This is a genomic window from Bradyrhizobium barranii subsp. barranii (assembly GCF_017565645.3).
In the GTDB taxonomy this organism is placed as follows: Bacteria; Pseudomonadota; Alphaproteobacteria; order Rhizobiales; family Xanthobacteraceae; genus Bradyrhizobium; species Bradyrhizobium barranii.
The window spans coordinates 2,606,638-2,627,352 of sequence record NZ_CP086136.1; the positions used below are offsets into that span (position 1 = coordinate 2,606,638).

Consider the following 20,715-nt stretch of genomic DNA (forward strand, 5'->3'; position numbering starts at 1 on the left):
GATGTTGACGCGGGGCGGCCGGGACTCATCATGAGATTCGCAATCACAATCCTTCTCGGCGCGGCGCTGCTCGCAAATCCACTCGCAAGCCCCGCCGATGCTCAAACCGGAGGCAAGGCCATTCCGACCACGACACTCAGCCTGGGCACCGCGACGCCCGGCGGCGGCTTTCCGCTCTATGGCAACGCCTTTGCGGAAGCGATGAACGCGGCCGATCCGCAAATCACCATCGCACCCCGCAACACCAAGGGCAGCAACGAGAACATTCCGCTGCTGGAGAAGGGCGAGCTCGATCTCGCGCTGGTCGCGGGCGAGCCGGCCTACGAGGCCTTTGCCGGCATCGGCCGCGCGCCTGTGCGGTTGAAGATACTCACCGCGATCTATTCCAACCCCGGCATGTTCGTGGTGCGGGCGGACAGTCCGTACAAGACCATTCGCGATCTCGTCGGCCAGCCCGTCGCGTTCGGCGCCAAAGGCTCGGGCCTGCCGATCCTGGCGCGTTATGTGCTCGATGGCCTCGGCCTCAAGCAGGACGAGGATTTCAAGGCGATCTATCTCGACCGCGCCGGCGATGGCCCCGCGATGGTCGAGGATGGCCGCGTCGCCGCGTTGTGGGGCGCCGGCATCGGCTGGCCCGGTTTTGCCGCGGTGGCCTCGAGTGCGTCAGGAGCCCGCTTCATCGCGCCGACCGCTGAAGAGATCACGCGCATCCGCGCCAAGCATACGTTCCTGAAGCCGCTCACCGTGCCGGCCGGCTCCTATCCGAAGCAGGCCGAGCCGATCGCCTCGCTCGGCTCGTGGAGTTTCGTCCTCACGCGCGAAGACATGTCCGATGATGTCGCCTATCGCCTCGCGAAGACGCTGCACGGCGCCGAGGCGACGTTCTGCAAGCAGCTCGCGCAGGCCTGCGAGACCACGGCGTCGAACACGGTCGCAGCGGCGCCGAAGCCGGAGCTGATCCATCCGGGCGTGATGAAGTATTTTCGCGAGATCGGGGTCGTGAAATAGGACGCGACTGCATCGACAATCGTCATGCCCGGGCTTGTCCCGGGCATCCACGTTCTTGGCGCCGCACGAAAGATCGTGGATGGCCGGGACAAGCCCGGCCATGACGACGACCTCTCTCTACGCGGTCATTTCTTCACCAGCGGACACGCCGGGTCCGGTGGCCCGAACGCCTTGTCGCCCGAGATCGTCGTGAGGATCTTGTAATAGTCCCACGGATATTTGCTCTCCTCCGGCGTCTTCACCTGCACCAGCCAGAGATCGTGCACCATCAGATTGTCATCGCGTAAGTGGCCGTTGCGGGCGAAGAAATCCTCGATTGGCTTTTCCCGCATCTTCGCCGCGACCTTGAGCGGGTCGTCGGTGCCGGTCTCCTTGATGGCGTTGAGATAGTGCATCACGCTCGAATAGACGCCGGCCTGCCACATCGACGGCATCTTGTTCATCTTGGCGAAATAGCGCTTCGACCATTCGCGGGTCTTGTCGTCCATGTCCCAATAGAACGACGTCGTCAGCAACAGCCCTTGGGCGGCCTGCAGGCCGAGGCCGTGGATGTCGGTGATCAGCGCCAGCAGCGCCGCCATCTGCTGGCCGCCCTTGAACACGCCGAACTCCGAGCCGGTCTTGATCTCGTTCATGTTGTTCGGGGGACCTGCGGCAATGCCGATGATCTTGGCCTTGGAGGCCTGCGCCTGGAGCACGAAGGACGAGAGATCGGGCGTTGCCAGCGGCGGCCGCACCGAGCCCAGCACCTTGCCGCCATTGGCGGTGACGACGCTGGAAGCGTCGCGCTCCAGCGAATGGCCGAAGGCGTAGTCGTCGGTGATGAAGAACCAGCTGTCGCCGCCGCGCTTGACCACCGCATCCGCAGTGCCGACCGCGAGCGCGCGAGTGTCGAACACCCACTGGATCGCGTAGGGCGAGCAGAACTTGCCGTGGAAATCCGCGGTGCCGGTCGAGTGGGTGATGAACAGCCGCTTCTTCTCGTTGGCGACGTTCTGCACCGCGAGCCCGACCGCGGAGACCGGCACGTCGACGATCAGGTCGACCTGATCAACGTCGTACCAGCGCCGCGCGATGCCGCCGCCGATATCGGCCTTGAGCTGATGGTCGCCGATCACGATGCTGATCGGCTTGCCGAGCACCTTGCCGCCGAAATCGTCGATCGCCATCTGCGCCGCCGTCACCGATCCCTGGCCGGTCGGCGCGGAGGCGGGGCCGTTCATGTCGGTGAGCACGCCGATCTTGACGATGTCGTCGGAAACCTGCGCCGACGCCGCACCCGGCAGCAGCGCCGCCGCCAGGAACGTCGCTGCAAAGCCGGCCGCGACCGGCAGTCCAAATCTCGTTGGATTCACGCTTGTCCTCCCCTGATCCGGCTCGTTGGCCGGTGTTGCCCGGGTATGGCCCGGCTGAATTGGTTTCTTTTGCAACTATTTGGGGGCGGGCGTCAACGTCAGGCCGCGAAGCGGATCTGCCCCGCCGGCGAGGGATCGTAGCCGGTCAGCTCCTCCGCGCGCTGCCGCAGCCGTCTTTCGCTGAGGAACCGGATCAGGGCCTGCATCGGCGGGCGGAAATAGCTGCGTTGCCGCATTGCGAGATCAAAATTCTCCCAGACCAGCGGCACGAAATCGAGCCCGGCCGAGCGCGCCGCCGCACGCGTCGCGATTCCGCAATCGGCTTGTCCCGCGCGGACGATCTCGGCGAGATCCGGCCCGGTGAGGGCCGGCGTCTCGACCCGGCGCAGGTCGCGCGTCGAGGCGCCGGCGCGCTTCAACAGCACGTCGAGCAGCATCTGCGCGCCTGTGCCCTGTTGTCGCATCGCCATCCTGACACCGAGCGCAAGCACGTCGGAGAGGCCGCGCAGCCGTTTCGGATTGCCCGGCGGCAGCACGAGACCCTGCTCGCGGCGCACGAATGCGACCAGCACCGCATCATGCAGGTCAGGCGCGTCACGCAGCGTCGTCGCACTGGCGTCGGAGGCAAGATTGCCGTCGGCCTCCAGGCTGTGGAAGTGCACCGCCGCGGCCATCACCTCGTCGCGTTGCAAGCGCTCGAGCCCGCGCGCGCTGCCCTCGCTCATCGATCCCAGGCCCGAGCCGGATTCACGCAGGCTCCAGTCCAAAAGCTCGTCCTGGCTGCCGCCCACGACCGGCGGCGGCTCCGCAGTCAGCATGCCGGCCGGACGCGCCAGCCCCGACAGGACCCATAGGTCGAGCTCGTGCCGCGGGAAGAGCCACTTCCCGGTCACCTTGGTGCAAGGAATCGCGCCGGTGGTGACGAGTTCGTAGAGCTTGCGTTCGCCGAGCCGAAGGTAGTCGGCGGCTTCGCTGGTCGTCAGGAATTCCATCCTGCATTCCTATGCAAATTCTTGCTTCTTTTTGGCGTTCGACGCAGGTGGAATTCTGCATTTCAATTTTCGTCCGCCGGGACCATGCCCGATCATCTCGCTGCTTTGCAACACATCCTCACGCGCGATCTCTGCTTTGGTGAACGATCCTGAAGCACCCGCGTGGCGCGGGCCTTGCGGCCGTCGCGCTCGCAATTGCAATGGGCGCACCGCGCGAGCCGCATTGCCGAAATGTCCCGAGTGGGGAGCGCAACGAGCAAACGCGTCACGAGTGTGGCGCAATCGATCATCATCATGATCGCGTCATAGCCAACGGGAACCCGATCATGGTCGTCCGCCGCCTGTCCGTTGCACTCACGCTTCTCTGCGGCCTCGCCGCGGGCGTGGCGGCGTCATTTGCGGAGGACCGCGCGATCGTGCTGGCCTCGACCACGGCGACACAGGAGTCCGGCCTGCTCGATCATCTGCTGCCGATCTTCCGCGAGAAGACCGGCATCGAGGTGACGGTGATCGCGCGGCGTGCCGATGAAGTGCTCGACGGCGCGCGCAGGGGCGAAGTCGACGTCGTGCTGATGCACGCACGGCCGCAGGAGGAGAAGTTCGTCGCCGACGGTTTTGGCGTGAAGCGTTTTGACGTGATGTACAACGACTATGTGCTGATCGGACCGAAGAGCGATCCCGCCGCCGTGAAAGGCAAGGACATCGCCACCGCGCTGAAGGCGATCGAGGCCAAGGGCGCGCCGTTCGTGACGCGCGGCGATCGCTCGGGCACCCATGGCGCGGAGCTCGCGCTCTGGATCGTCGCCGGCATCGATATCTCCGCTGCCAAGGGCGCATGGTATCGCGAAGTCAAGCAAGGGATGGACGCAGCCCTCGACGCGGCGCGCACGGCGAACGCCTATGTGCTGTCCGACCGCGGCAGCTGGATCGCCTTCAAGGATCGCGGCGATCTCGACATCGTCGTCGAAGGCGACAAGCGGCTGCTCAATCAGTACGGCGCGATGCTGGTGAACCCGGAAAAGTTTCCGGACGTGAAGAAGGAGCTGGGGCAGACCTTCATCGACTGGCTGATTTCGCCGGAGGGGCAGGCGGCGATCGCCGGCTACAAGGTCGACGGACAGCAGCTGTTCTTCCCCAATGCGGCCAAATCCGGCGGCTGACCTTCGCATCGCCAGCGGTTGCCAAACCGGGCGATGCATGGTCCATCATGGCGCATGACCCAGCGCCTGCCGCCATCGCTGACGCCGCTCGACACTGCGCTCGCCGCGTTGCTGCGAGGCGTTGATCCGATCGCGACGATCGAGTTGCCCCTGACGGAGGCCGCCGGCTGCATCGCGGCGGGGACGCCGCTGCTTGCGGCGTCTCCGCCGCGCGACATCGCCGCTGCGGATGGCTGGGCGCTCTGCGCCAACGATATTGTCGGTGCGTCCGCCTATTCGCCGCTGCCTCTGACGACGGCGCCCGTTTGGGTCGATGCCGGCGACGCGATGCCGCCGGGATGTGATTGTGTGCTCGATGCCGACGCAGTCGAGGTGTCGGGTCCACTCGCCCAGGTGCTGGCGGAGGGTGTGCCCGGACAGGGCGTCAGGCGCGCCGGAACCGACATCGCCGGGCGGGCGCCCGCCGTGGCGGAAGGGCATTTGATCCATCCTGCCACACTGCTGCTCGCGCGCGCCGCCGGTGTTGAAAAGCTGAGCGTACGGCGACCGCGGCTGTGCATCGTCAACGTGCCGGGTGCGGCCGTGACGGCACACATGATTGCCGAGATCGCGCGCGCGGCAGGGCTGCAGGTGCAAGCGCGCGAAGCTGCCGCGCGAGATGCGGCATCGATCGCGGAAGCGCTCGGCGATCTCACTTGCGATATCGTCGCGACGGTCGGCGGCAGCGGCGCAGGCCGCCGGGATGCCGCGGTTAGCGCGCTGGCCCGGCATGGTGACGTGCTCGCCCACGGCCTCGCGCTTCAGCCCGGACGCACCGCCGCGGTCGGGCGGCTCGGACCGGTTCCCGTCGTCGCGTTGCCCGGCTCGCCCGATCATGCGCTTGCCGCCTGGCTCGCACTCGTGCTGCCGCTCGTCGATCGGCTGTCGGCGCGGCAGTTACGCCGGCGCATGACCTTGCCGCTCGCGCGAAAAATCGCATCCAGTGTCGGCATCGCCGAAATCGCCCTGCTGGCCGAGGAACATCATGCTTGGCTCCCGCTTGCGGTGGGGGATTGGCCGCTCCAGGCCATTGCCCGGGCCGATGCATGGCTGCTCGTTCCCGCCAGCCATGAGGGATTTGCGGCAGGAACGCCGGTCGATGCCTATCTGATGCGGGAGTGATATGAGTTTGGCATGACGATGATCCCGCAATCGCAAGACCGTAGCGCGCTCGAACAGGAGCAGTTCCTCAAGATCCTCTCGCGCGAGGACGCGCTGGCGCGCTTTGAAGCTGCGTTGTTCCCGCGCGCGGTCCCGAGCGAGACGCGCAAGCTTGCCGATGCGCTCGGCGCGGCGCTGGCCGAAGACATCACGGCGCCCCTCGACGTTCCGCCGTTCGACCGTTCCAACGTTGACGGCTTTGCCGTGCGCTCGGCCGATCTCGCCGCGGCCGGCGAAGGCGCGCCCGTTCGCCTTGCGCTGAACGGCGAGACCATTCACTGCGGCACCGCGCCGAAGCTGCAAGTGGCGACAGGAACCGCAACGCCGATCGCAACCGGCGGGCCGCTACCGCGCGGCGCCGACGCCGTCGTCATGGTGGAGCACACCCAGCCTGCCGGATCCGATGCGATCGACGTCCGGCGAGCCGTCTCGCCGGGACAGTTCGTGTCCTACGCAGGCTCCGACATCGCGCGCGGCGAGGCGCTGCTGCGCGCCGGCACGATCATCGGCTCGCGTGAGATCGGCATGCTGGCGGCTTGCGGCATCGCCGAGGTGACTGTCGCGCGTAAGCCGCGTGTTGCCGTGATCTCCACCGGTGACGAATTGGTTCAGCCCGGCGAGGCGCTCGCGCCGGCGGCGATCTACGACACCAACGGCGCCATCGTCGCCGCCGCAATCGACGAGAATGGCGGCGAGGCGGTGTTCCTCGGCGCCATTCCCGACGATGAGGCAAAACTCGAAGCCGCCATGCGCCGCGCGCTGGCGGACGCCGACATGCTGGTGCTCTCGGGCGGCACCTCGAAGGGCGCGGGTGACGTGTCCCATCGCATCATCGGCCGGCTCGGCCAGCCCGGCATCCTCGCGCATGGCGTCGCACTTAAACCCGGCAAGCCGCTGTGCCTTGCGGTGTGCGACGGCAAGCCCGTGGTGATCCTGCCGGGCTTCCCGACCTCGGCGATGTTCACCTTCCACGACATGATCGTGCCGGTGCTGCGCAGGATGGCCGGGCTGCCGCCGCGCTCCGATGCCAAGGTGAACGCGACCGTGCCGGTGCGCATCGTGTCCGAGCTCGGCCGCACCGAGTTCGTCATGGTCTCGCTGGTCGGCGGCAAGGACGGCCTGATCGCCTATCCCTCCGGCAAGGGGTCCGGTGCGATCACGTCGTTCGCGCAGGCCGACGGTTTTCTGCGCATCGACGCGCTCGCCGACCAGATGCCGGCCGGGACCGACGCCGAGGTGACGCTGTTCACGCCGCATGTGCGGGTGCCCGATCTCGTCATCGTCGGCAGCCATTGCACCGGCCTCGATCTCGTCACCGCACAGCTCGCGCATGCGGGGCTGACCGTGCGCTCGATCGCGGTCGGCAGCCTCGGTGGACTCGCGGCGGCGAAGCGCGGCGAATGCGATCTCGCGCCGATCCATCTGTTCGACGACAAGAGCGAGACCTACAACACGCCTTACCTCGCTGAGGGGCTCGAGCTCGTGCCGGGCTGGCGGCGCATGCAGGGCATCGTGTTCCGGAGTGGTGACAAGCGTTTTGAGGGGCTCGGTGCGAAGGAAGCCGTTGCCGCCGCGCTCGCGGACCCCGCCTGCATCATGGTCAACCGTAACCAGGGCGCCGGCACGCGCATCCTGATCGACCGGCTGCTCGGCGGTGCGCGCCCGGAAGGTTACTGGAACCAGCCGCGCTCGCACAATGCCGTGGCTGCGGCTGTCGCGCAGCACCGTGCCGACTGGGGAATGACCATTGCGCCGGTCGCCCATGCTGTCGGCCTCGGTTTCATTCCGTTCGCGGAAGAGCATTATGATTTCGCGCTGGTGACGGCGCGCAAGCAGCGGCCGGCGGTGCAGGCTTTTCTCGATGCACTTGGTTCGACCGAAGCTAGTACCCACTTTTCTTGGAACGTGAGTCGTGATTCAAGGTCGGGATGATACCCGAAGCAAGAGAAGTCCACCTTTCGAGGAAAGATCGCAAGGTGCTTGAGGCGTGCTGTCGCTCACCGGTGACGTTGCAGCGCGATTTGAAGCGGGCGCGGATAGTTCTGTTGGCGGCGGATGGGCGCAGCACCCGGTCGATCGCCAAGGAAGTTGGGGTCCAGCCGCGGATTGTCAGCCTTTGGCGGCATCGCTATGCCGACCATGGCCTTGAAGGGCTGCAAGACAAGCCGCGGCCTGGCAAGCAGCCGATCTATACGAAGACGACCGACAAGCGGATTCTGAAGCTGCTGGATAAGCCGCCACCGCAAGGGTTTGCGCGCTGGACCGGCCCCCTGCTGGCCGAGGCGCTGGGCGATGTCGATGTCCAATATGTCTGGCGGTTCCTGCGCAGCCACAAGATTGACCTGGTGGCTCGCAAGTCCTGGTGCGAGAGCAACGACCCGAACTTTACGGCCAAAGCCGCCGATGTTGTCGGCCTCTATGTCGCGCCGCCGGCGAAGGCCATTGTGCTGTGCGTGGACGAGAAGCCCTCGATCCAGGCTTTGGAGCGAGCGCAGGGTTATCTGAAGTTGCCCAATGGCCGCGCCTTGACCGGCCAAAGCCACGATTACAAGCGGCATGGCACCACAACATTGTTTGCGGCGCTCGAAGTCGCCACCGGAAAGATCATCGCGACCCATTCAAAACGCCGGCGCCGCGTCGAGTTTCTCGATTTCATGAACAGCGTCACCGCGGCTTTTCCGAACCGCAAGCTTCACGTCATCCTCGACAACCTCAACACCCATAAAAAGAACGAGGACTGGCTCAAGGCCCACCCCAACGTGCAATTTCATTTCACGCCGACAAGTGCGCCATGGCTCAATCAGGTCGAAGTATGGTTTTCCATCTTGCAGGGGCAGTCGCTCAGCGGCACCTCCTTCACGAGCCTCAAGCAGCTTCAGGAACACATCGATGCCTACGTCAACGCATACAACGACAGAGCCGAGCCCTTCGTCTGGACCAAGAAAAAGGTCCGTCAACGCCGTTTCAAAGGCCGCCGTATCACTCAGCTCTGATTCCGGGTACTAGAACGGCGTTGGAGCAGGCAGGCTTTCGGCCCGCCTAGACGACATACGACGACGCGGCGTTCAAGCCGCGCGACGGGGTGGGGGACGCGATGGCAAGGCCGCTTTCGGTTGCGATCGTCGGTGCCGGCATGGGCGGGCTTGCATCCGCCGCGGCGCTTCGGCGCGTCGGTATCGATGTGATGGTCTACGAGCAGGCCTCCCAATTCGCCCGCATCGGGGCCGGCATCCAGATCGGCTGCAACGCGATGAAGGTGTTGTGCGCGCTGGGGCTGGAGGCGCGGATGCGCGAGCACTCGTTCTATCCACGCTCCTGGAACAACCGCGACTGGAAGAGCGGCGACATCAAGTTCGACATGATTTTTGGCGAGAGCGCGGAAGAGAAGTTCGGCGCACCCTATCTGCTGGCCCATCGCGGCGATCTCCATGCTGCGCTGGCGAGCGTGGTGCCGAACGAATTGGTGCGGCTCAATCACAAGCTCGTCGGCCTCGACCAGACCGGCGATGGTGTCCGGCTGAGCTTTGCCGATGGCACGCGTGCCATCGCCGATGCCGTGGTCGGCGCGGACGGCGTCCATTCGACGGTCCGCGATCTCCTGTTCGACACCGCGCCGGCCAAATTCACCGGCCGCATCGCCTATCGCACCACCTATCCCGCCGCGCTGCTCGGCGGCGCAGGGATCGACGACTGCACCAAATGGTGGGGCGAGGACCGCCACATCGTGATCTATTACGTCAAGCCTGACCGCAGCGAGGTCTATCTCGTCACCAGCCAGCCCGAGCCGGACTTTCGCATCGAGTCCTGGTCGGCGAAGGGCGACGTGCGCGACCTGCGCGCATCATTCGAAGGTTTTCATCCGCAGGTCACTCGGGTGCTCGCCGCCTGTCCCGACGTGCACAAATGGGCGATCATGGACCGCGACGCGCTGGAGCACTGGGCCGAAGGCAAGGTGACGCTGCTCGGCGATGCCTGCCATCCGATGACGCCCTACATGGCGCAAGGCGCGGCGATGGCAATCGAGGACGCCGCCGTGCTGTCGCGCTGCCTCGACGGTGTCGGCCGCGACGGCGTCGCCAATGCATTCCGCCGCTTCGAGGCGACCCGCAAGGTGCGCGCGACGCGGGTGCAGGAGACCTCGCGCGCCAACATCTGGCTCAGGGAGCGCACCGATACGAGCTGGGTTTACGGCTACGACGCCTGGCAAGTGCCGCTGGCGGCTTGAACCGTCTGCTCGCGCTTGTGCCGACGCTTCTTGTCAGGAGGCCGCATCTAGCGCGGCCAGCCGTTCGGCTTCGGCGATGTCCTCGACCGTGTTGGCGTTGAAGAACGGATCGAGCGGCTCGGCCGGCCATGTCACCGTTGCCAGCGGATAGCGCGCGGTCCAGCGGTCGATCTTGCGGAGGTCCTCGACGACCAGCGCGTGACGCAGCTCGTCGCGCAAGGCGACGCGCCACAGACCGATCACAGGATGCGACTGGTCGCCTGATGCGGCGACCGCGAGCTGGGCGTTCTCCCGCGTCCGCGCCTCGTGCAGGCGCGCGACGAGATCGCGTGGCAGGAACGGGCAATCGCCTGCTGCGCTGAGCACCCATTCGATGTCAGGCCGGTTCGCCGCCGTCCAGTCGAGCGCGGCAAGGATGCCGGCGAGCGGACCGGGAAAGTCGGGTACGTCATCGGCGACAACGGGCAGACCGAACGCCGCGAAACGTGCGGGATCGCCATTCGCGTTGAGGATCAATCCGCTGCATTGCGGCGTCAATCGCGCGATCACGCGCTCAAGGATGGTGCGGCCGCCGATGGTCCGCATTGGCTTGTCGCCGCCGCCCATGCGCCGTGCGAGGCCGCCTGCGAGCAGCACGCATTGCGTCAGCGGAATTTCAGTCGTCACCACTTTCACCCTTGCGCTTGTGCTTGGCCGATTCCTCCTCGACATAAGCGAGGTCCTGGTCGTAGACGATGCGCTCTTCGCCAGCGAGCACGATGAAGCGCTTTCCGCGCGTGCGGCCGACCAGCGTCAGTCCGACCTGGCGGGCGAGATCGACACCCCAGGCGGTGAAGCCGGAGCGCGACACCAGGATCGGAATGCCCATGCGCACGGTCTTGATCACCATTTCCGAGGTGAGCCGTCCCGTGGTGTAGAGGATCTTGTCGGAGGCATCGACGCCGTGGCGGTACATCCAGCCGGCGATCTTGTCGACCGCGTTGTGACGGCCGACGTCCTCGGTGTAACAGAGCGGCTCGCCCTCCTTGCACAGCACGCAGCCATGGATCGCGCCGGCCTCCAGATAGAGCGAGGGCATGGTGTTGATGGTCTGCGTCATCTGGTAGAGCCAGGAGGTGCGCAGCTCGGCCTGCGGCAACGCGACGCTCTCGACCGCCTCTAACAGGTCGCCGAACGCGGTGCCCTGCGCGCAGCCCGAGGTCTGCGTGCGCTTCTTCAGCTTGGCTTCGAAATTGGTGTGATGTGAGGTGCGCACCACGACCACCTGGAGGTCGTCGTCGTATTCGACCTCGGTGACCTCGTCATTATATTTCAGCATGTTCTGGTTGAGCAGATAGCCCAGCGCCAGATATTCCGGGTAGTCGCCGATCGTCATCATGGTGACGATCTCCTGCGAATTCAGGTAGAGCGTCAGCGGCCGTTCCATCGGCACCTTGATCTCGACCTTGGCGCCGGTCTGGTCGGTGCCGGTCACGCGCTCCGTCAGGCGCGGGTCGTCAGGGTTCGGAACGATCAGGGGCACCGGGGCTTTGTCGATCTTCATCATGGCCGTGACGTTAGCATGACATTCGGGTCAAGCCGATATAAGCATGCTCACGACGATGGAGAAGGCGGTTCCGGCCGCATGACACGGCTGGCGGAGATCGAGTTGCGATGAAAGTCATCGGCCTTGCGGGCTGGAGCGGTGCGGGCAAGACCACGCTGTTGACGCGGCTGATCCCGCATTTCAACGCGCAAGGCCTGCGCGTCTCCGTCATCAAGCATGCCCATCACCAGTTCGACGTCGACGTGCCCGGCAAGGATTCCTGGCGCCACCGCGAGGCCGGCGCGGCCGAGGTGCTGGTTGCGTCGTCGAACCGCTGGGCCCTGATGCATGAGTTGCGTGGCGCCGAGGAACCGCGGCTGCCGGAGCTCCTGGGCAAGCTGTCAAGCGTCGATCTCGTCGTGGTCGAGGGCTTCAAGCGCGAGCCGCACCGCAAGATCGAGGTGCATCGCGCCGGCAACGGCAAGCCGCTGCTGTTTCCCGATGATCCCGGAATTGTCGGGATCGCGACCGACATCGCCATTGAAACCCGCCTGCCGACCGTCCATCTCGATGATATCGAGGCTGCCGCGGCGTTGCTGCTGCGTGCGGCGATGCCGGTCGAGGAAGCGGTGGCAAAAAGCGCCGCGATACGCTGACGAGGCACCATGGCGCAACTGTCGGACGATTGCTTTGCCTTCGGCGGACCGATGATGTCGGTCGACGAGGCCGTTGGTCTGATCACCACGCGCGTCAATGCGATCGCCGATATCGAGACCGTGGCACTCGTTGACGCCGATGGGCGCGTGCTCGCGCGCGATATCGCGGCGCCTCTGCCGCTGCCGCCCTTCACGAACTCCGCCGTCGACGGTTACGCCGTGCGCAACGCCGACCTTCCGGAAAACGCGGAACGGGCATTCCCGCTCGACGGCCGCATCCAGGCCGGCGGTCTTGCGCAGGCGCCGATCAAGGCCGGCCACACTGCGCGCATCTTCACGGGCGCGCCGATGCCGCCTGACGCCGAGACCGTCTTCATGCAAGAAGACGTCCGCCTCGATGAGGCCGGCAGAATCGTGCTGCCGCCGGGGCTGAAGCCCGGAGCCAATGTCCGCCCGGCGGGTGAGGACATTCCGCAAGGGCACGTCGCGCTGCGGGCCGGCCAGCGGCTGCGGCCGCAGCATGTCGCGGTTGCTGCAGCATTCGGCCTGACCCGGCTCGACGTCGTCAGGCGCATCCGCGTCGCCGTGTTCTCGACCGGTGACGAGCTGGCTTCGCCCGGCGAGCCGCGCGCGGCCTCACAGCTGTTCGATTCCAACCGCTTCATGCTGATGGCGATGCTGCGCCGGCTCGGCTGCGAGGTCTCCGACCTCGGAATCTTGCGCGACGAACGCAATGCGCTCGCGGATGGATTGAAGCAGGTTGCAGGCAGCCACGATCTGATCCTCACCACCGGCGGCGTCTCGACCGGCGAGGAGGACCACGTCAAGGCGGCGGTCGAGAGCATCGGTTCGCTGGTGCTGTGGCGGATGGCGATCAAGCCCGGTCGTCCCGTGGCGATGGGCATCATCGGCGGCACGCCGCTGATCGGCTTGCCCGGCAATCCCGTCGCCAGTTTTGTCACCTTCGTCCACGTGGTGCGGCCGACGGTGCTGGCGTTTGCGGGCAGTCTGCCGGAGCCGCTGTTGCCGATCCCGGTGCGTGCCGCGTTTACCTACAAGAAGAAAATCGGCCGCCGCGAATATGTTCGCAGCTCGTTGCGGCACGGAGAGGACGGCGCGTTGGAAGCGGTCAAGTTTCCGCGCGAAGGCGCAGGCCTGTTGTCGTCGCTGGTCGAGACCGATGGCCTCATCGAACTCGGCGACGACATCACGCGTGTCGAGCCGGGCCAGAGCGTGGGTTTCTTGTCCTATGCGGACTTGCTCTGAGGCCTCGCGTTGACGCCATCGCCTCACCCCGCCATGTTGCGCCCATGACCAGAACCACGCTCGATCTCACCGGGCTGAAATGCCCGCTACCTGCCCTGAAGACGCGCAAGGCGCTCAAACCGTTACAGCCGGGCGATCAGCTCGAAGTGCACTGCACCGACCCCTTGTCGGTGATTGACATTCCGAACCTGATCCGCGAGACGGGCGACACGGTGGAGATCACCGAGCGCAACGAGGCGCGCATCGTGTTTTTGATAGAAAAGATCAATGGATCGATAGAGAAAACCAATGGTGCGCTGCGTTCGTAGTGCACGGTCACTCTGCTGATACCTACCTTTTGTCTATCGACATCAATCGTGGCTTCTGCCCCAATTGACAACCTCCGTGCAGGCGCGGAGGTTGAGTCTTGTCTGCGATACGCGGATGAACGGGCCAAGCTCACGAAGCCTGCACGGTGTATCGGCATAGAGCCCCGCTCGAGGGGTTAACGACTCGGATGCGCGTGACGATCCTGGCGCGCGTCAATGATTGTGCGGAGCAGCAGGGACCGTGGCTGCGCCGCAAGGGCTGAGGACCAGGATTGCAGCGGCAGGCTTGCTCAGAAGGGCAACTGCAGGGGAGGACTACATGGCAACAATCGAGAGCGCTGGAACACTTTCGGGTGCCGGCGCAGGTTTTCTGGATCGCGAGCGAACCATCGCGACCGCCGGCTTCAATCGCTGGCTGGTGCCGCCGGCTGCGCTCTGCATCCATCTCTGCATCGGCATGGCCTACGGCTTCTCGGTGTTCTGGCTGCCGCTGTCGCGCGCGATCGGGGTGACCGCGCCGAAGGCGTGCGCAGACATGTCGCTGTTTCAGGAGCTGTTCACGACCAGCTGCGACTGGAAGGTCGCCAGCATGGGGTGGATGTACACGCTGTTCTTCGTGTTGCTCGGTATCGCGGCTGCAGTCTGGGGCGGCTGGCTGGAGCGCGTGGGACCGCGCAAGGCCGGCTTCGTTTCGGCGCTGTGCTGGTGCGGCGGTCTCTTCCTCGGTGCGATCGGAGTCTACACCCATCAGCTCTGGCTGTTGTGGCTGGGCTCGGGCGTGATCGGCGGTATCGGTCTCGGCCTTGGCTATATCTCGCCGGTGTCGACGCTGGTGAAGTGGTTTCCGGACCGCCGCGGCATGGCGACCGGCATGGCCATCATGGGCTTCGGCGGCGGCGCCATGATCGGCGCGCCGTTGGCGAACCTGTTGATGAACTACTTCAAGACCCCGACCTCGGTCGGTGTCTGGGAGACCTTCGTCGCGATGGGCGTCATCTACTTCGTGTTCATGATGATCGGCGCGTTCCGCTATCGCTTGCCGCCGCCCGGCTGGCAGCCCGAGGGCTGGACTCCGCCGTCCAAGGCCAACGCGATGATCTCGAAGAGCAACGTCCATCTCAACGACGCGCACAAGACGCCGCAGTTCTGGCTGATCTGGTGGGTGCTGTGCCTGAACGTATCGGCCGGCATCGGCGTGATTGGCATGGCCTCGCCGATGCTCCAGGAGATCTTCGCCGGCAAGCTGATCGGCCTGCCGGACGTCGGCTTCAACGCGCTCGACGCCGGGCAGAAGGCGCAGATCGCCGCGATCGCCGCGGGCTTCGCCGGATTGCTGTCGCTGTTCAACATCGGCGGCCGCTTCTTCTGGGCATCGCTGTCGGACAAGATCGGGCGCAAGAACACCTATTACACGTTCTTTATCCTCGGCATCGTGCTCTACGCGCTGGCGCCGACGTTTGCAGCGATGGGCTCGAAGCTCCTGTTCGTGCTCGGCTTCGGCATCATCCTCTCGATGTATGGCGGCGGGTTCGCCACCGTGCCGGCCTATCTTGCCGACATGTTCGGGACCCAGTTCGTGGGCGCGATCCACGGCCGGCTGCTGACGGCGTGGTCCACCGCAGGCATCATCGGCCCAGTCGTGGTGAACTATATCCGCGAGTTCCAGCTCGCGGCGGGCGTGCCGCGCGATCAGCTCTACAACACGACCATGTACATCCTGTGCGCGATGCTGATCGCGGGCCTGATCTGCAACTACCTGATCAAGCCGGTCGATTCGAAGTGGCACATGAAGGACGCCGACGTCGCCAAGCTGCAAGCGGCGAGCGCCAGCGCCGCTGCCGCGGGGCCGCACGGCTCCTACGGCATCGGATTTGGCGGGCTTGACGTCAAGGCGGCGATGTTCTGGGCCTTCGTCGGCGTTCCCCTGCTTTGGGGTGTCTGGAAGACGCTGGAGAGCGCGGTCAAGATCTTCTGATCGCCGTCGAGACTGCCGCGGGATGCTGATCATCGGCGTCCCGCGGCGTTTGCCTTTTAGACATCATCGAGAGTCGGACTTAATCAAGAGTGGGACTTAGGGGGATTGAAATGCTTCGCACCCGAATTTGCCTTGTGGCCGTGTTGCTTGTCGCTGGCCTTCATGCCGCATCCGCGCAGACGACGCCGCCGGCGGCGCCTGCCGCAACGACCGAAGCCAAGCCGGGCAAGATCAAGCTCACCATGCAGAAGCTGAAGGACATGAAGGCGAAGTGGGCGGCCAACAAGCCGAAGCTCAAGGCCTGCCGCGCCGACGTGAAGTCCAAGGGCCTCGCTGGCGACGACCGCTGGTTCTACATCGAAGAGTGCATGAGCAAGACGTGAGGTCGCGCCACAAATCGGATCGATGAAGGGGCATGGAGCCGCGCGGCTGCATGCCCCTTAAATGCTTATCGGAACGCATGAATTCTCTTGGCATCTGGTATGCCACAGGCTAGAGTTGGACTCGTTCTAAAGAAGAGATACGAGACGCATCGATGAGTCACGACGTGCACGAGGTCCGCTCGTTCGAACACCCGGGCGAGGGACGGAAGCGAGCCAAGGCCACGCCCAAGGGGCGGCAGGTCGATCCCACCGCCGCGCACGAGATCGAGCAGCTGCTCGGCGACAGGCCGCGGCGGCGCGACCTCCTGATCGAATATCTGCACCTGATCCAGGACAAATATCACCAGATCTCGGCCGCTCATCTCGCCGCGCTTGCCGACGAGATGAAGCTTGCCTTCGCCGAGGTGTTCGAGACCGCGACCTTCTACGCGCATTTCGACATCGTGAAGGAAGGCGAGCCTGATATCGCGCCGCTGACGATCCGCGTTTGCGATTCTCTCACTTGCGCGATGCTGGGCGGCGAGAAGCTGCTCGCCGATCTGCAGAGCACATCGGGTCCGGGCATCCGCGTCGTGCGCGCGCCCTGCGTCGGCCGCTGCGATACGGCGCCGGCGGCTGAGGTCGGCCACAACTTCGTCGATCACGCGACCGTGGCCAATGTGATGGCGGCGGCGAAGGCCGGCGACACCCATGCGCATCTGCCTGAGTACGTTGACTACGACGCCTATGTCGCCGGCGGCGGCTACAAGCTGCTCAATCGCGTGCGCTCGGGTGAGTTGCCGAAGGACGATCTGCTGAAGGCGCTCGACGACGCCTCGCTGCGCGGCCTCGGCGGCGCCGGCTTCCCCACGGGCCGGAAATGGCGCGCGGTGCTGGGCGAACCCGGCCCGCGGCTGATGGCGATCAATGGCGACGAGGGCGAGCCTGGCACGTTCAAGGACCGCGTCTATCTCGAAAGCGATCCGCATCGCTTCATCGAAGGCATGCTACTCGGCGCGCATGTCGTGCAGGCCTCCGACGTCTACATCTATCTGCGCGACGAATATCCGGCATCGCGCGAGATCCTCGAGCGTGAGATCGCAAAGCTTCCTCCGGGCGGTCCGACGCTGCACATGCGCCGCGGCGCCGGCGCCTATATCTGTGGCGAGGAATCCTCGCTGCTCGAAAGCATCGAGGGCAAGCGCGGATTGCCCCGGCACAAGCCGCCTTATCCGTTCCAGGTCGGCCTGTTCGGCCTGCCGACGCTGATCAACAACATCGAGACGCTGTGGTGGGTGCGCGACATCGTCGAGAAGGGCGCGGACTGGTGGAAGGGCAATGGCCGCCATGAGCGTCACGGCCTGCGCAGCTTCTCGGTCTCGGGCCGCGTCAAGAACCCCGGCATGAAGCTGGCACCCGCCGGCATCACTGTGCGCGAATTGATCGACGAATATTGCGGCGGCATGGCCGACGGGCACCAGTTCTATGCGTACCTGCCGGGCGGCGCGTCGGGCGGCATCCTGCCGGCGTCCATGGACGACATCCCGCTCGATTTCGGCACGCTGGAGAAATACGGCTGCTTCATCGGCTCGGCCGCGATCGTGATCCTGTCGCAAAAGGACAGCGTGCGCGCGGCGGCGCTGAACCTGATGAAGTTCTTCGAGGACGAGAGCTGCGGCCAGTGCACGCCGTGCCGTGTCGGAACCCAGAAGGCGGCGCAGCTGATGCAGAAGCCCGTCTGGAACCGCGCACTTCTGGAAGAATTGAGCCAGGCGATGCGCGATGCCTCGATCTGCGGGCTCGGACAGGCGGCATCGAATCCGCTGTCTACTGTGATCAAATATTTCCCTGACGAGTTCAAGGAAGCGGCCGAATGACCAAAATTACGTTCGAGCTCGACGGCAAGCAGGTCGAGGCCAAACCCGGCGAGACGATCTGGCAAGTTGCAAAACGCCAAGGCCGCGAGATTCCGCATCTGTGCTATTCGCCAGCGCCCGATTACCGCCCCGACGGCAATTGCCGCGCCTGCATGGTCGAGATCGAGGGCGAGCGCGTGCTCGCCGCCTCCTGCAAGCGCACCCCGTCGGTCGGCATGAAGGTGAAGACCGAGTCCGCGCGTGCGGTGTCGGCGCAAAAGATGGTGATGGAGCTGCTCGTCGCCGACCAGCCGGCGCGCGAGACCTCGCACGATCCGGATTCGAAGTTCTGGCACTGGGCCGAGACCACAGGCGTCACCGAAAGCCGCTTCCCCGCCGCCGAGCGCTGGGCGACCGATGCCAGCCATCCCGCGATGCGCGTCAATCTCGATGCCTGCATCCAGTGCGGCCTCTGCGTGCGTGCCTGCCGCGAGGTCCAGGTCAACGACGTCATCGGCATGGCGTATCGCAGCCATGGCTCGAAGATCGTGTTCGACTTCGACGATCCCATGGGCGAGTCCACCTGTGTCGCCTGCGGCGAGTGCGTGCAGGCCTGCCCGACCGGCGCGCTGATGCCGGCCGTCATGCTGGATGAGAAGCAGACCCGTGTCGTCTACGCTGACAAGAAGGTGGATTCGCTCTGCCCGTTCTGCGGCGTCGGCTGCCAGGTGACCTACGAGGTCAAGGACGAGAAGGTGATCTATGCCGAGGGGCGCGACGGCCCCGCCAATCACAACCGTCTTTGCGTCAAGGGCCGCTTCGGCTTCGACTACATCCACCATCCGCATCGTCTGACCAAGCCTCTGGTGCGGCTGCCGAATGCGAAGAAGGATTCCAACGACCAGGTCGACCCGGCCAATCCCTTCACGCATTTCCGCGAAGCGAGCTGGGAAGAAGCGCTCGACATCGCGGCCAAGGGCCTCGTCAGGATCCGCGATGAGAAGGGCGTGAAGGCGCTGGCCGGCTTCGGCTCGGCCAAGGGCTCGAATGAAGAGGCCTATCTGTTCCAGAAGCTGGTGCGCACCGGTTTTGGCTCGAACAATGTCGACCATTGCACGCGGCTCTGCCACGCCTCGTCGGTGGCGGCGCTGTTCGAAGGCCTGAGCTCGGGCGCGGTGTCGGCGCCGTTCTCGGCTGCGATGGATGCCGAAGTCATCATCGTGATCGGCGCCAATCCGACCGTGAACCATCCGGTCGCCGCGACCTTCATCAAGAACGCGGTCAAGCAGAATGGCGCCAAGCTGTTCGTGATGGATCCGCGCCGGCAGACGCTGTCGCGCCACGCGACCAAGCATCTGCAATTCAAGCCGGGCTCCGACGTCGCCATGCTGAATGCGATGATCAACACGATCATCACCGAAGGCCTGACCGACGACCAATATATCGCCGGCTACACCGAGGGATTTGAGGACCTCAAGGAGAAGATCAAGGAATTCACGCCGGAGAAGATGGAGGCGATCTGCGGCATCCCGGCGCAAACGCTGCGCGAGGTTGCGCGCACCTATGCGCGGGCAAAGTCGTCGATCATCTTCTGGGGCATGGGCATCAGCCAGCATGTCCACGGCACCGACAATGCGCGCTGCCTGATCGCGCTCGCGCTGATCACCGGCCAGGTCGGCCGTCCCGGCACAGGTCTGCATCCGCTGCGCGGCCAGAACAACGTGCAGGGCGCCTCCGACGCCGGCCTGATCCCGATGTTCCTGCCGGATTATCAGCCGGTCAGCCGCGACGATCTGCGCGGCAATTTCGAAAAGCTGTGGCACCAGGATCTCGATCCCGTCCGCGGTTTGACCGTGGTCGAGATCATGAACGCGATCCATGCCGGCGAGATCACGGGCATGTATATCGAGGGCGAGAATCCCGCGATGTCCGATCCCGATCTCCAGCATGCGCGCCAGGCGCTGGCCATGCTCGATCATCTCGTCGTGCAGGATCTCTTCGTCACCGAGACCGCGTTCCATGCCGACGTCATCCTGCCGGCCTCGGCCTTTGCCGAAAAGGACGGCTCCTTCACCAACACCGATCGCCGCGTGCAGCTCGCGCGCCAGGTGATCAAGCCGCCGGGCGATGCGCGGCAGGATCTCTGGATCATCCAGGAGATCGGCAAGCGGATGGGCCTGCCCTGGAATTATTCCGGCCCCGGCGACGTCTACACCGAGATGGCGGAGTTGATGCCCTCGCTCAAGAACATCAGCTGGGAGCGGCTGGTGCGCGAAGGCGCCGTGACCTATCCGGCCGATGATCCGAACAAGCCCGGCAACGAGATCATCTTCACCACGGGCTTCCCGACTGCGAGCGGCCGCGGCAAGATCGTGCCGGCCAAGGTCATCCCGCCGGATGAGCTGCCCGACACCGAATATCCGATGGTGCTCTCGACCGGTCGCGTGCTCGAGCATTGGCACACAGGCTCGATGACGCGCCGCGCGCAGGTGCTCGACCAGATCGAGCCGGAGGCGGTCGCGTTCATGTCGCCGAAGGACATGCACCGGAAGAAGCTCGCGCCCGGCGATTTCATCCGGCTGGAGACCCGCCGCGGTGCGGTCGAGGTCAAGGTCCGCTCCGATCGTGACGTGCCCGAGAACATGGTGTTCATGCCGTTCTGCTACGCGGAAGCGGCGGCCAACCTGTTGACCAACCCGGCGCTTGATCCCTTCGGCAAGATCCCGGAGTTCAAGTTCTGCGCGGCCAGGGCCGAGCGCGTGGAGATGCGGGACGCGGCTGAGTAGGCGATTCGCCGTTTGGCAGCACGGTCTCGCCAACCCACCGC

17 protein-coding genes are annotated in these 20,715 nt (G+C 65.2%); 13 read left to right on the top strand and 4 right to left on the bottom strand.

Features of this window, described 5'->3' with window-relative positions; translation table 11 throughout:
• The first annotated feature begins 30 nt into the window (after positions 1 to 30).
• The gene (locus tag J4G43_RS12615) at positions 31 to 1,008 is read left to right on the top strand and encodes a TAXI family TRAP transporter solute-binding subunit (protein ID WP_208084992.1); all 978 of its coding nucleotides are present in this window, start codon (positions 31 to 33) and stop codon (positions 1,006 to 1,008) included.
• Between the two features lie 125 nt (positions 1,009 to 1,133).
• On the opposite strand, the gene J4G43_RS12620 is transcribed toward J4G43_RS12615, so the two are convergent.
• Positions 1,134 to 2,363 carry an ABC transporter substrate-binding protein gene (locus tag J4G43_RS12620; RefSeq protein ID WP_208084993.1) on the bottom strand — a complete coding sequence of 410 codons (1,230 nt, stop codon included), beginning with the start codon at positions 2,361 to 2,363 and terminating at the stop codon, positions 1,134 to 1,136.
• Positions 2,364 to 2,461: 98 nt separating this feature from the next.
• Positions 2,462 to 3,355 (bottom strand): substrate-binding domain-containing protein, encoded by an 894-nt coding sequence (locus tag J4G43_RS12625; RefSeq protein ID WP_071916308.1) that lies wholly within the window; start codon positions 3,353 to 3,355, stop codon positions 2,462 to 2,464.
• Positions 3,356 to 3,681: 326 nt separating this feature from the next.
• Here J4G43_RS12625 and J4G43_RS12630 point away from each other — a divergent pair, with 326 nt between their 5' ends.
• From J4G43_RS12630 to J4G43_RS12650, 5 genes are all read left to right on the top strand, one after another.
• Positions 3,682 to 4,515: an ABC transporter substrate-binding protein gene (locus J4G43_RS12630; protein ID WP_208084994.1), complete on the top strand. Its 834-nt coding sequence runs from the start codon at positions 3,682 to 3,684 to the stop codon at positions 4,513 to 4,515.
• Between the two features lie 54 nt (positions 4,516 to 4,569).
• On the top strand, positions 4,570 to 5,676 hold the full coding sequence (locus J4G43_RS12635) for a molybdopterin-binding protein (protein ID WP_208084995.1): 1,107 nt from the start codon (positions 4,570 to 4,572) through the stop codon (positions 5,674 to 5,676).
• A 12-nt stretch (positions 5,677 to 5,688) separates the two neighbouring features.
• Entirely contained in the window at positions 5,689 to 7,647 is a 1,959-nt protein-coding gene (locus J4G43_RS12640; RefSeq protein ID WP_208084996.1) for a molybdopterin biosynthesis protein, read from the top strand.
• The gene (locus tag J4G43_RS12645) at positions 7,644 to 8,708 is read left to right on the top strand and encodes an IS630-like element ISRj1 family transposase (protein WP_039228620.1); all 1,065 of its coding nucleotides are present in this window, start codon (positions 7,644 to 7,646) and stop codon (positions 8,706 to 8,708) included. Before J4G43_RS12640 ends, J4G43_RS12645 begins: the two co-directional genes overlap by 4 nt.
• A 101-nt stretch (positions 8,709 to 8,809) precedes the next feature.
• Positions 8,810 to 9,940 carry an FAD-dependent monooxygenase gene (locus J4G43_RS12650; RefSeq protein WP_208084997.1) on the top strand — a complete coding sequence of 377 codons (1,131 nt, stop codon included), beginning with the start codon at positions 8,810 to 8,812 and terminating at the stop codon, positions 9,938 to 9,940.
• A gap of 33 nt (positions 9,941 to 9,973) precedes the next feature.
• Here the strand turns inward: J4G43_RS12650 and mobA are convergent, their stop codons facing one another.
• Together mobA and fdhD are read right to left on the bottom strand one after the other, a co-directional pair.
• Entirely contained in the window at positions 9,974 to 10,651 is a 678-nt protein-coding gene (mobA, locus tag J4G43_RS12655; protein ID WP_208084998.1) for a molybdenum cofactor guanylyltransferase MobA, read from the bottom strand.
• The gene (fdhD, locus tag J4G43_RS12660; RefSeq protein WP_208084999.1) at positions 10,596 to 11,486 is read right to left on the bottom strand and encodes a formate dehydrogenase accessory sulfurtransferase FdhD; all 891 of its coding nucleotides are present in this window, start codon (positions 11,484 to 11,486) and stop codon (positions 10,596 to 10,598) included. The genes mobA and fdhD overlap by 56 nt, the downstream gene beginning before the upstream one ends.
• Positions 11,487 to 11,593: 107 nt before the next feature.
• Here fdhD and mobB point away from each other — a divergent pair, with 107 nt between their 5' ends.
• The 7 genes from mobB to fdhF all read left to right on the top strand — a co-directional run bounded on the left by mobB (position 11,594) and on the right by fdhF (position 20,674).
• Positions 11,594 to 12,121 (top strand): molybdopterin-guanine dinucleotide biosynthesis protein B, encoded by a 528-nt coding sequence (gene mobB, locus J4G43_RS12665; RefSeq protein ID WP_208085000.1) that lies wholly within the window; start codon positions 11,594 to 11,596, stop codon positions 12,119 to 12,121.
• Between the two features lie 9 nt (positions 12,122 to 12,130).
• Complete coding sequence (locus tag J4G43_RS12670) at positions 12,131 to 13,387, top strand: molybdopterin molybdotransferase MoeA (RefSeq protein ID WP_208085001.1); 1,257 nt, start codon at positions 12,131 to 12,133, stop codon at positions 13,385 to 13,387.
• A 44-nt stretch (positions 13,388 to 13,431) separates the two neighbouring features.
• Positions 13,432 to 13,695 carry a sulfurtransferase TusA family protein gene (locus J4G43_RS12675; protein ID WP_014497569.1) on the top strand — a complete coding sequence of 88 codons (264 nt, stop codon included), beginning with the start codon at positions 13,432 to 13,434 and terminating at the stop codon, positions 13,693 to 13,695.
• A gap of 319 nt (positions 13,696 to 14,014) precedes the next feature.
• The gene (locus J4G43_RS12680) at positions 14,015 to 15,670 is read left to right on the top strand and encodes an OFA family MFS transporter (RefSeq protein ID WP_208085002.1); all 1,656 of its coding nucleotides are present in this window, start codon (positions 14,015 to 14,017) and stop codon (positions 15,668 to 15,670) included.
• Between the two features lie 110 nt (positions 15,671 to 15,780).
• Positions 15,781 to 16,053 carry a hypothetical protein gene (locus tag J4G43_RS12685; RefSeq protein ID WP_063985265.1) on the top strand — a complete coding sequence of 91 codons (273 nt, stop codon included), beginning with the start codon at positions 15,781 to 15,783 and terminating at the stop codon, positions 16,051 to 16,053.
• 152 nt (positions 16,054 to 16,205) lie between these two features.
• Complete coding sequence (locus J4G43_RS12690; RefSeq protein WP_166349986.1) at positions 16,206 to 17,909, top strand: NADH-ubiquinone oxidoreductase-F iron-sulfur binding region domain-containing protein; 1,704 nt, start codon at positions 16,206 to 16,208, stop codon at positions 17,907 to 17,909.
• Entirely contained in the window at positions 17,906 to 20,674 is a 2,769-nt protein-coding gene (gene fdhF, locus J4G43_RS12695; protein ID WP_208085003.1) for a formate dehydrogenase subunit alpha, read from the top strand. Before J4G43_RS12690 ends, fdhF begins: the two co-directional genes overlap by 4 nt.
• Positions 20,675 to 20,715: the final 41 nt, after the last annotated feature.

What these genes read in the sequence shown, in the direction of transcription:
- J4G43_RS12645 (WP_039228620.1), top strand. Translation starts at nt 7,644, where the DNA reads ATGATACCCGAAGCAAGAGAAGTCCACCTTTCGAGGAAAGATCGCAAG.
- mobA (WP_208084998.1), bottom strand. Translation starts at nt 10,651, where the DNA reads ATGTCGAGGAGGAATCGGCCAAGCACAAGCGCAAGGGTGAAAGTGGTG.
- J4G43_RS12625 (WP_071916308.1), bottom strand. Translation starts at nt 3,355, where the DNA reads ATGGAATTCCTGACGACCAGCGAAGCCGCCGACTACCTTCGGCTCGGC.
- J4G43_RS12630 (WP_208084994.1), top strand. Translation starts at nt 3,682, where the DNA reads ATGGTCGTCCGCCGCCTGTCCGTTGCACTCACGCTTCTCTGCGGCCTC.
- J4G43_RS12670 (WP_208085001.1), top strand. Translation starts at nt 12,131, where the DNA reads ATGGCGCAACTGTCGGACGATTGCTTTGCCTTCGGCGGACCGATGATG.
- J4G43_RS12650 (WP_208084997.1), top strand. Translation starts at nt 8,810, where the DNA reads ATGGCAAGGCCGCTTTCGGTTGCGATCGTCGGTGCCGGCATGGGCGGG.
- fdhF (WP_208085003.1), top strand. Translation starts at nt 17,906, where the DNA reads ATGACCAAAATTACGTTCGAGCTCGACGGCAAGCAGGTCGAGGCCAAA.
- J4G43_RS12690 (WP_166349986.1), top strand. Translation starts at nt 16,206, where the DNA reads ATGAGTCACGACGTGCACGAGGTCCGCTCGTTCGAACACCCGGGCGAG.
- J4G43_RS12615 (WP_208084992.1), top strand. Translation starts at nt 31, where the DNA reads ATGAGATTCGCAATCACAATCCTTCTCGGCGCGGCGCTGCTCGCAAAT.
- J4G43_RS12635 (WP_208084995.1), top strand. Translation starts at nt 4,570, where the DNA reads ATGACCCAGCGCCTGCCGCCATCGCTGACGCCGCTCGACACTGCGCTC.
- mobB (WP_208085000.1), top strand. Translation starts at nt 11,594, where the DNA reads ATGAAAGTCATCGGCCTTGCGGGCTGGAGCGGTGCGGGCAAGACCACG.
- fdhD (WP_208084999.1), bottom strand. Translation starts at nt 11,486, where the DNA reads ATGATGAAGATCGACAAAGCCCCGGTGCCCCTGATCGTTCCGAACCCT.
- J4G43_RS12640 (WP_208084996.1), top strand. Translation starts at nt 5,689, where the DNA reads ATGACGATGATCCCGCAATCGCAAGACCGTAGCGCGCTCGAACAGGAG.
- J4G43_RS12675 (WP_014497569.1), top strand. Translation starts at nt 13,432, where the DNA reads ATGACCAGAACCACGCTCGATCTCACCGGGCTGAAATGCCCGCTACCT.
- J4G43_RS12685 (WP_063985265.1), top strand. Translation starts at nt 15,781, where the DNA reads ATGCTTCGCACCCGAATTTGCCTTGTGGCCGTGTTGCTTGTCGCTGGC.
- J4G43_RS12680 (WP_208085002.1), top strand. Translation starts at nt 14,015, where the DNA reads ATGGCAACAATCGAGAGCGCTGGAACACTTTCGGGTGCCGGCGCAGGT.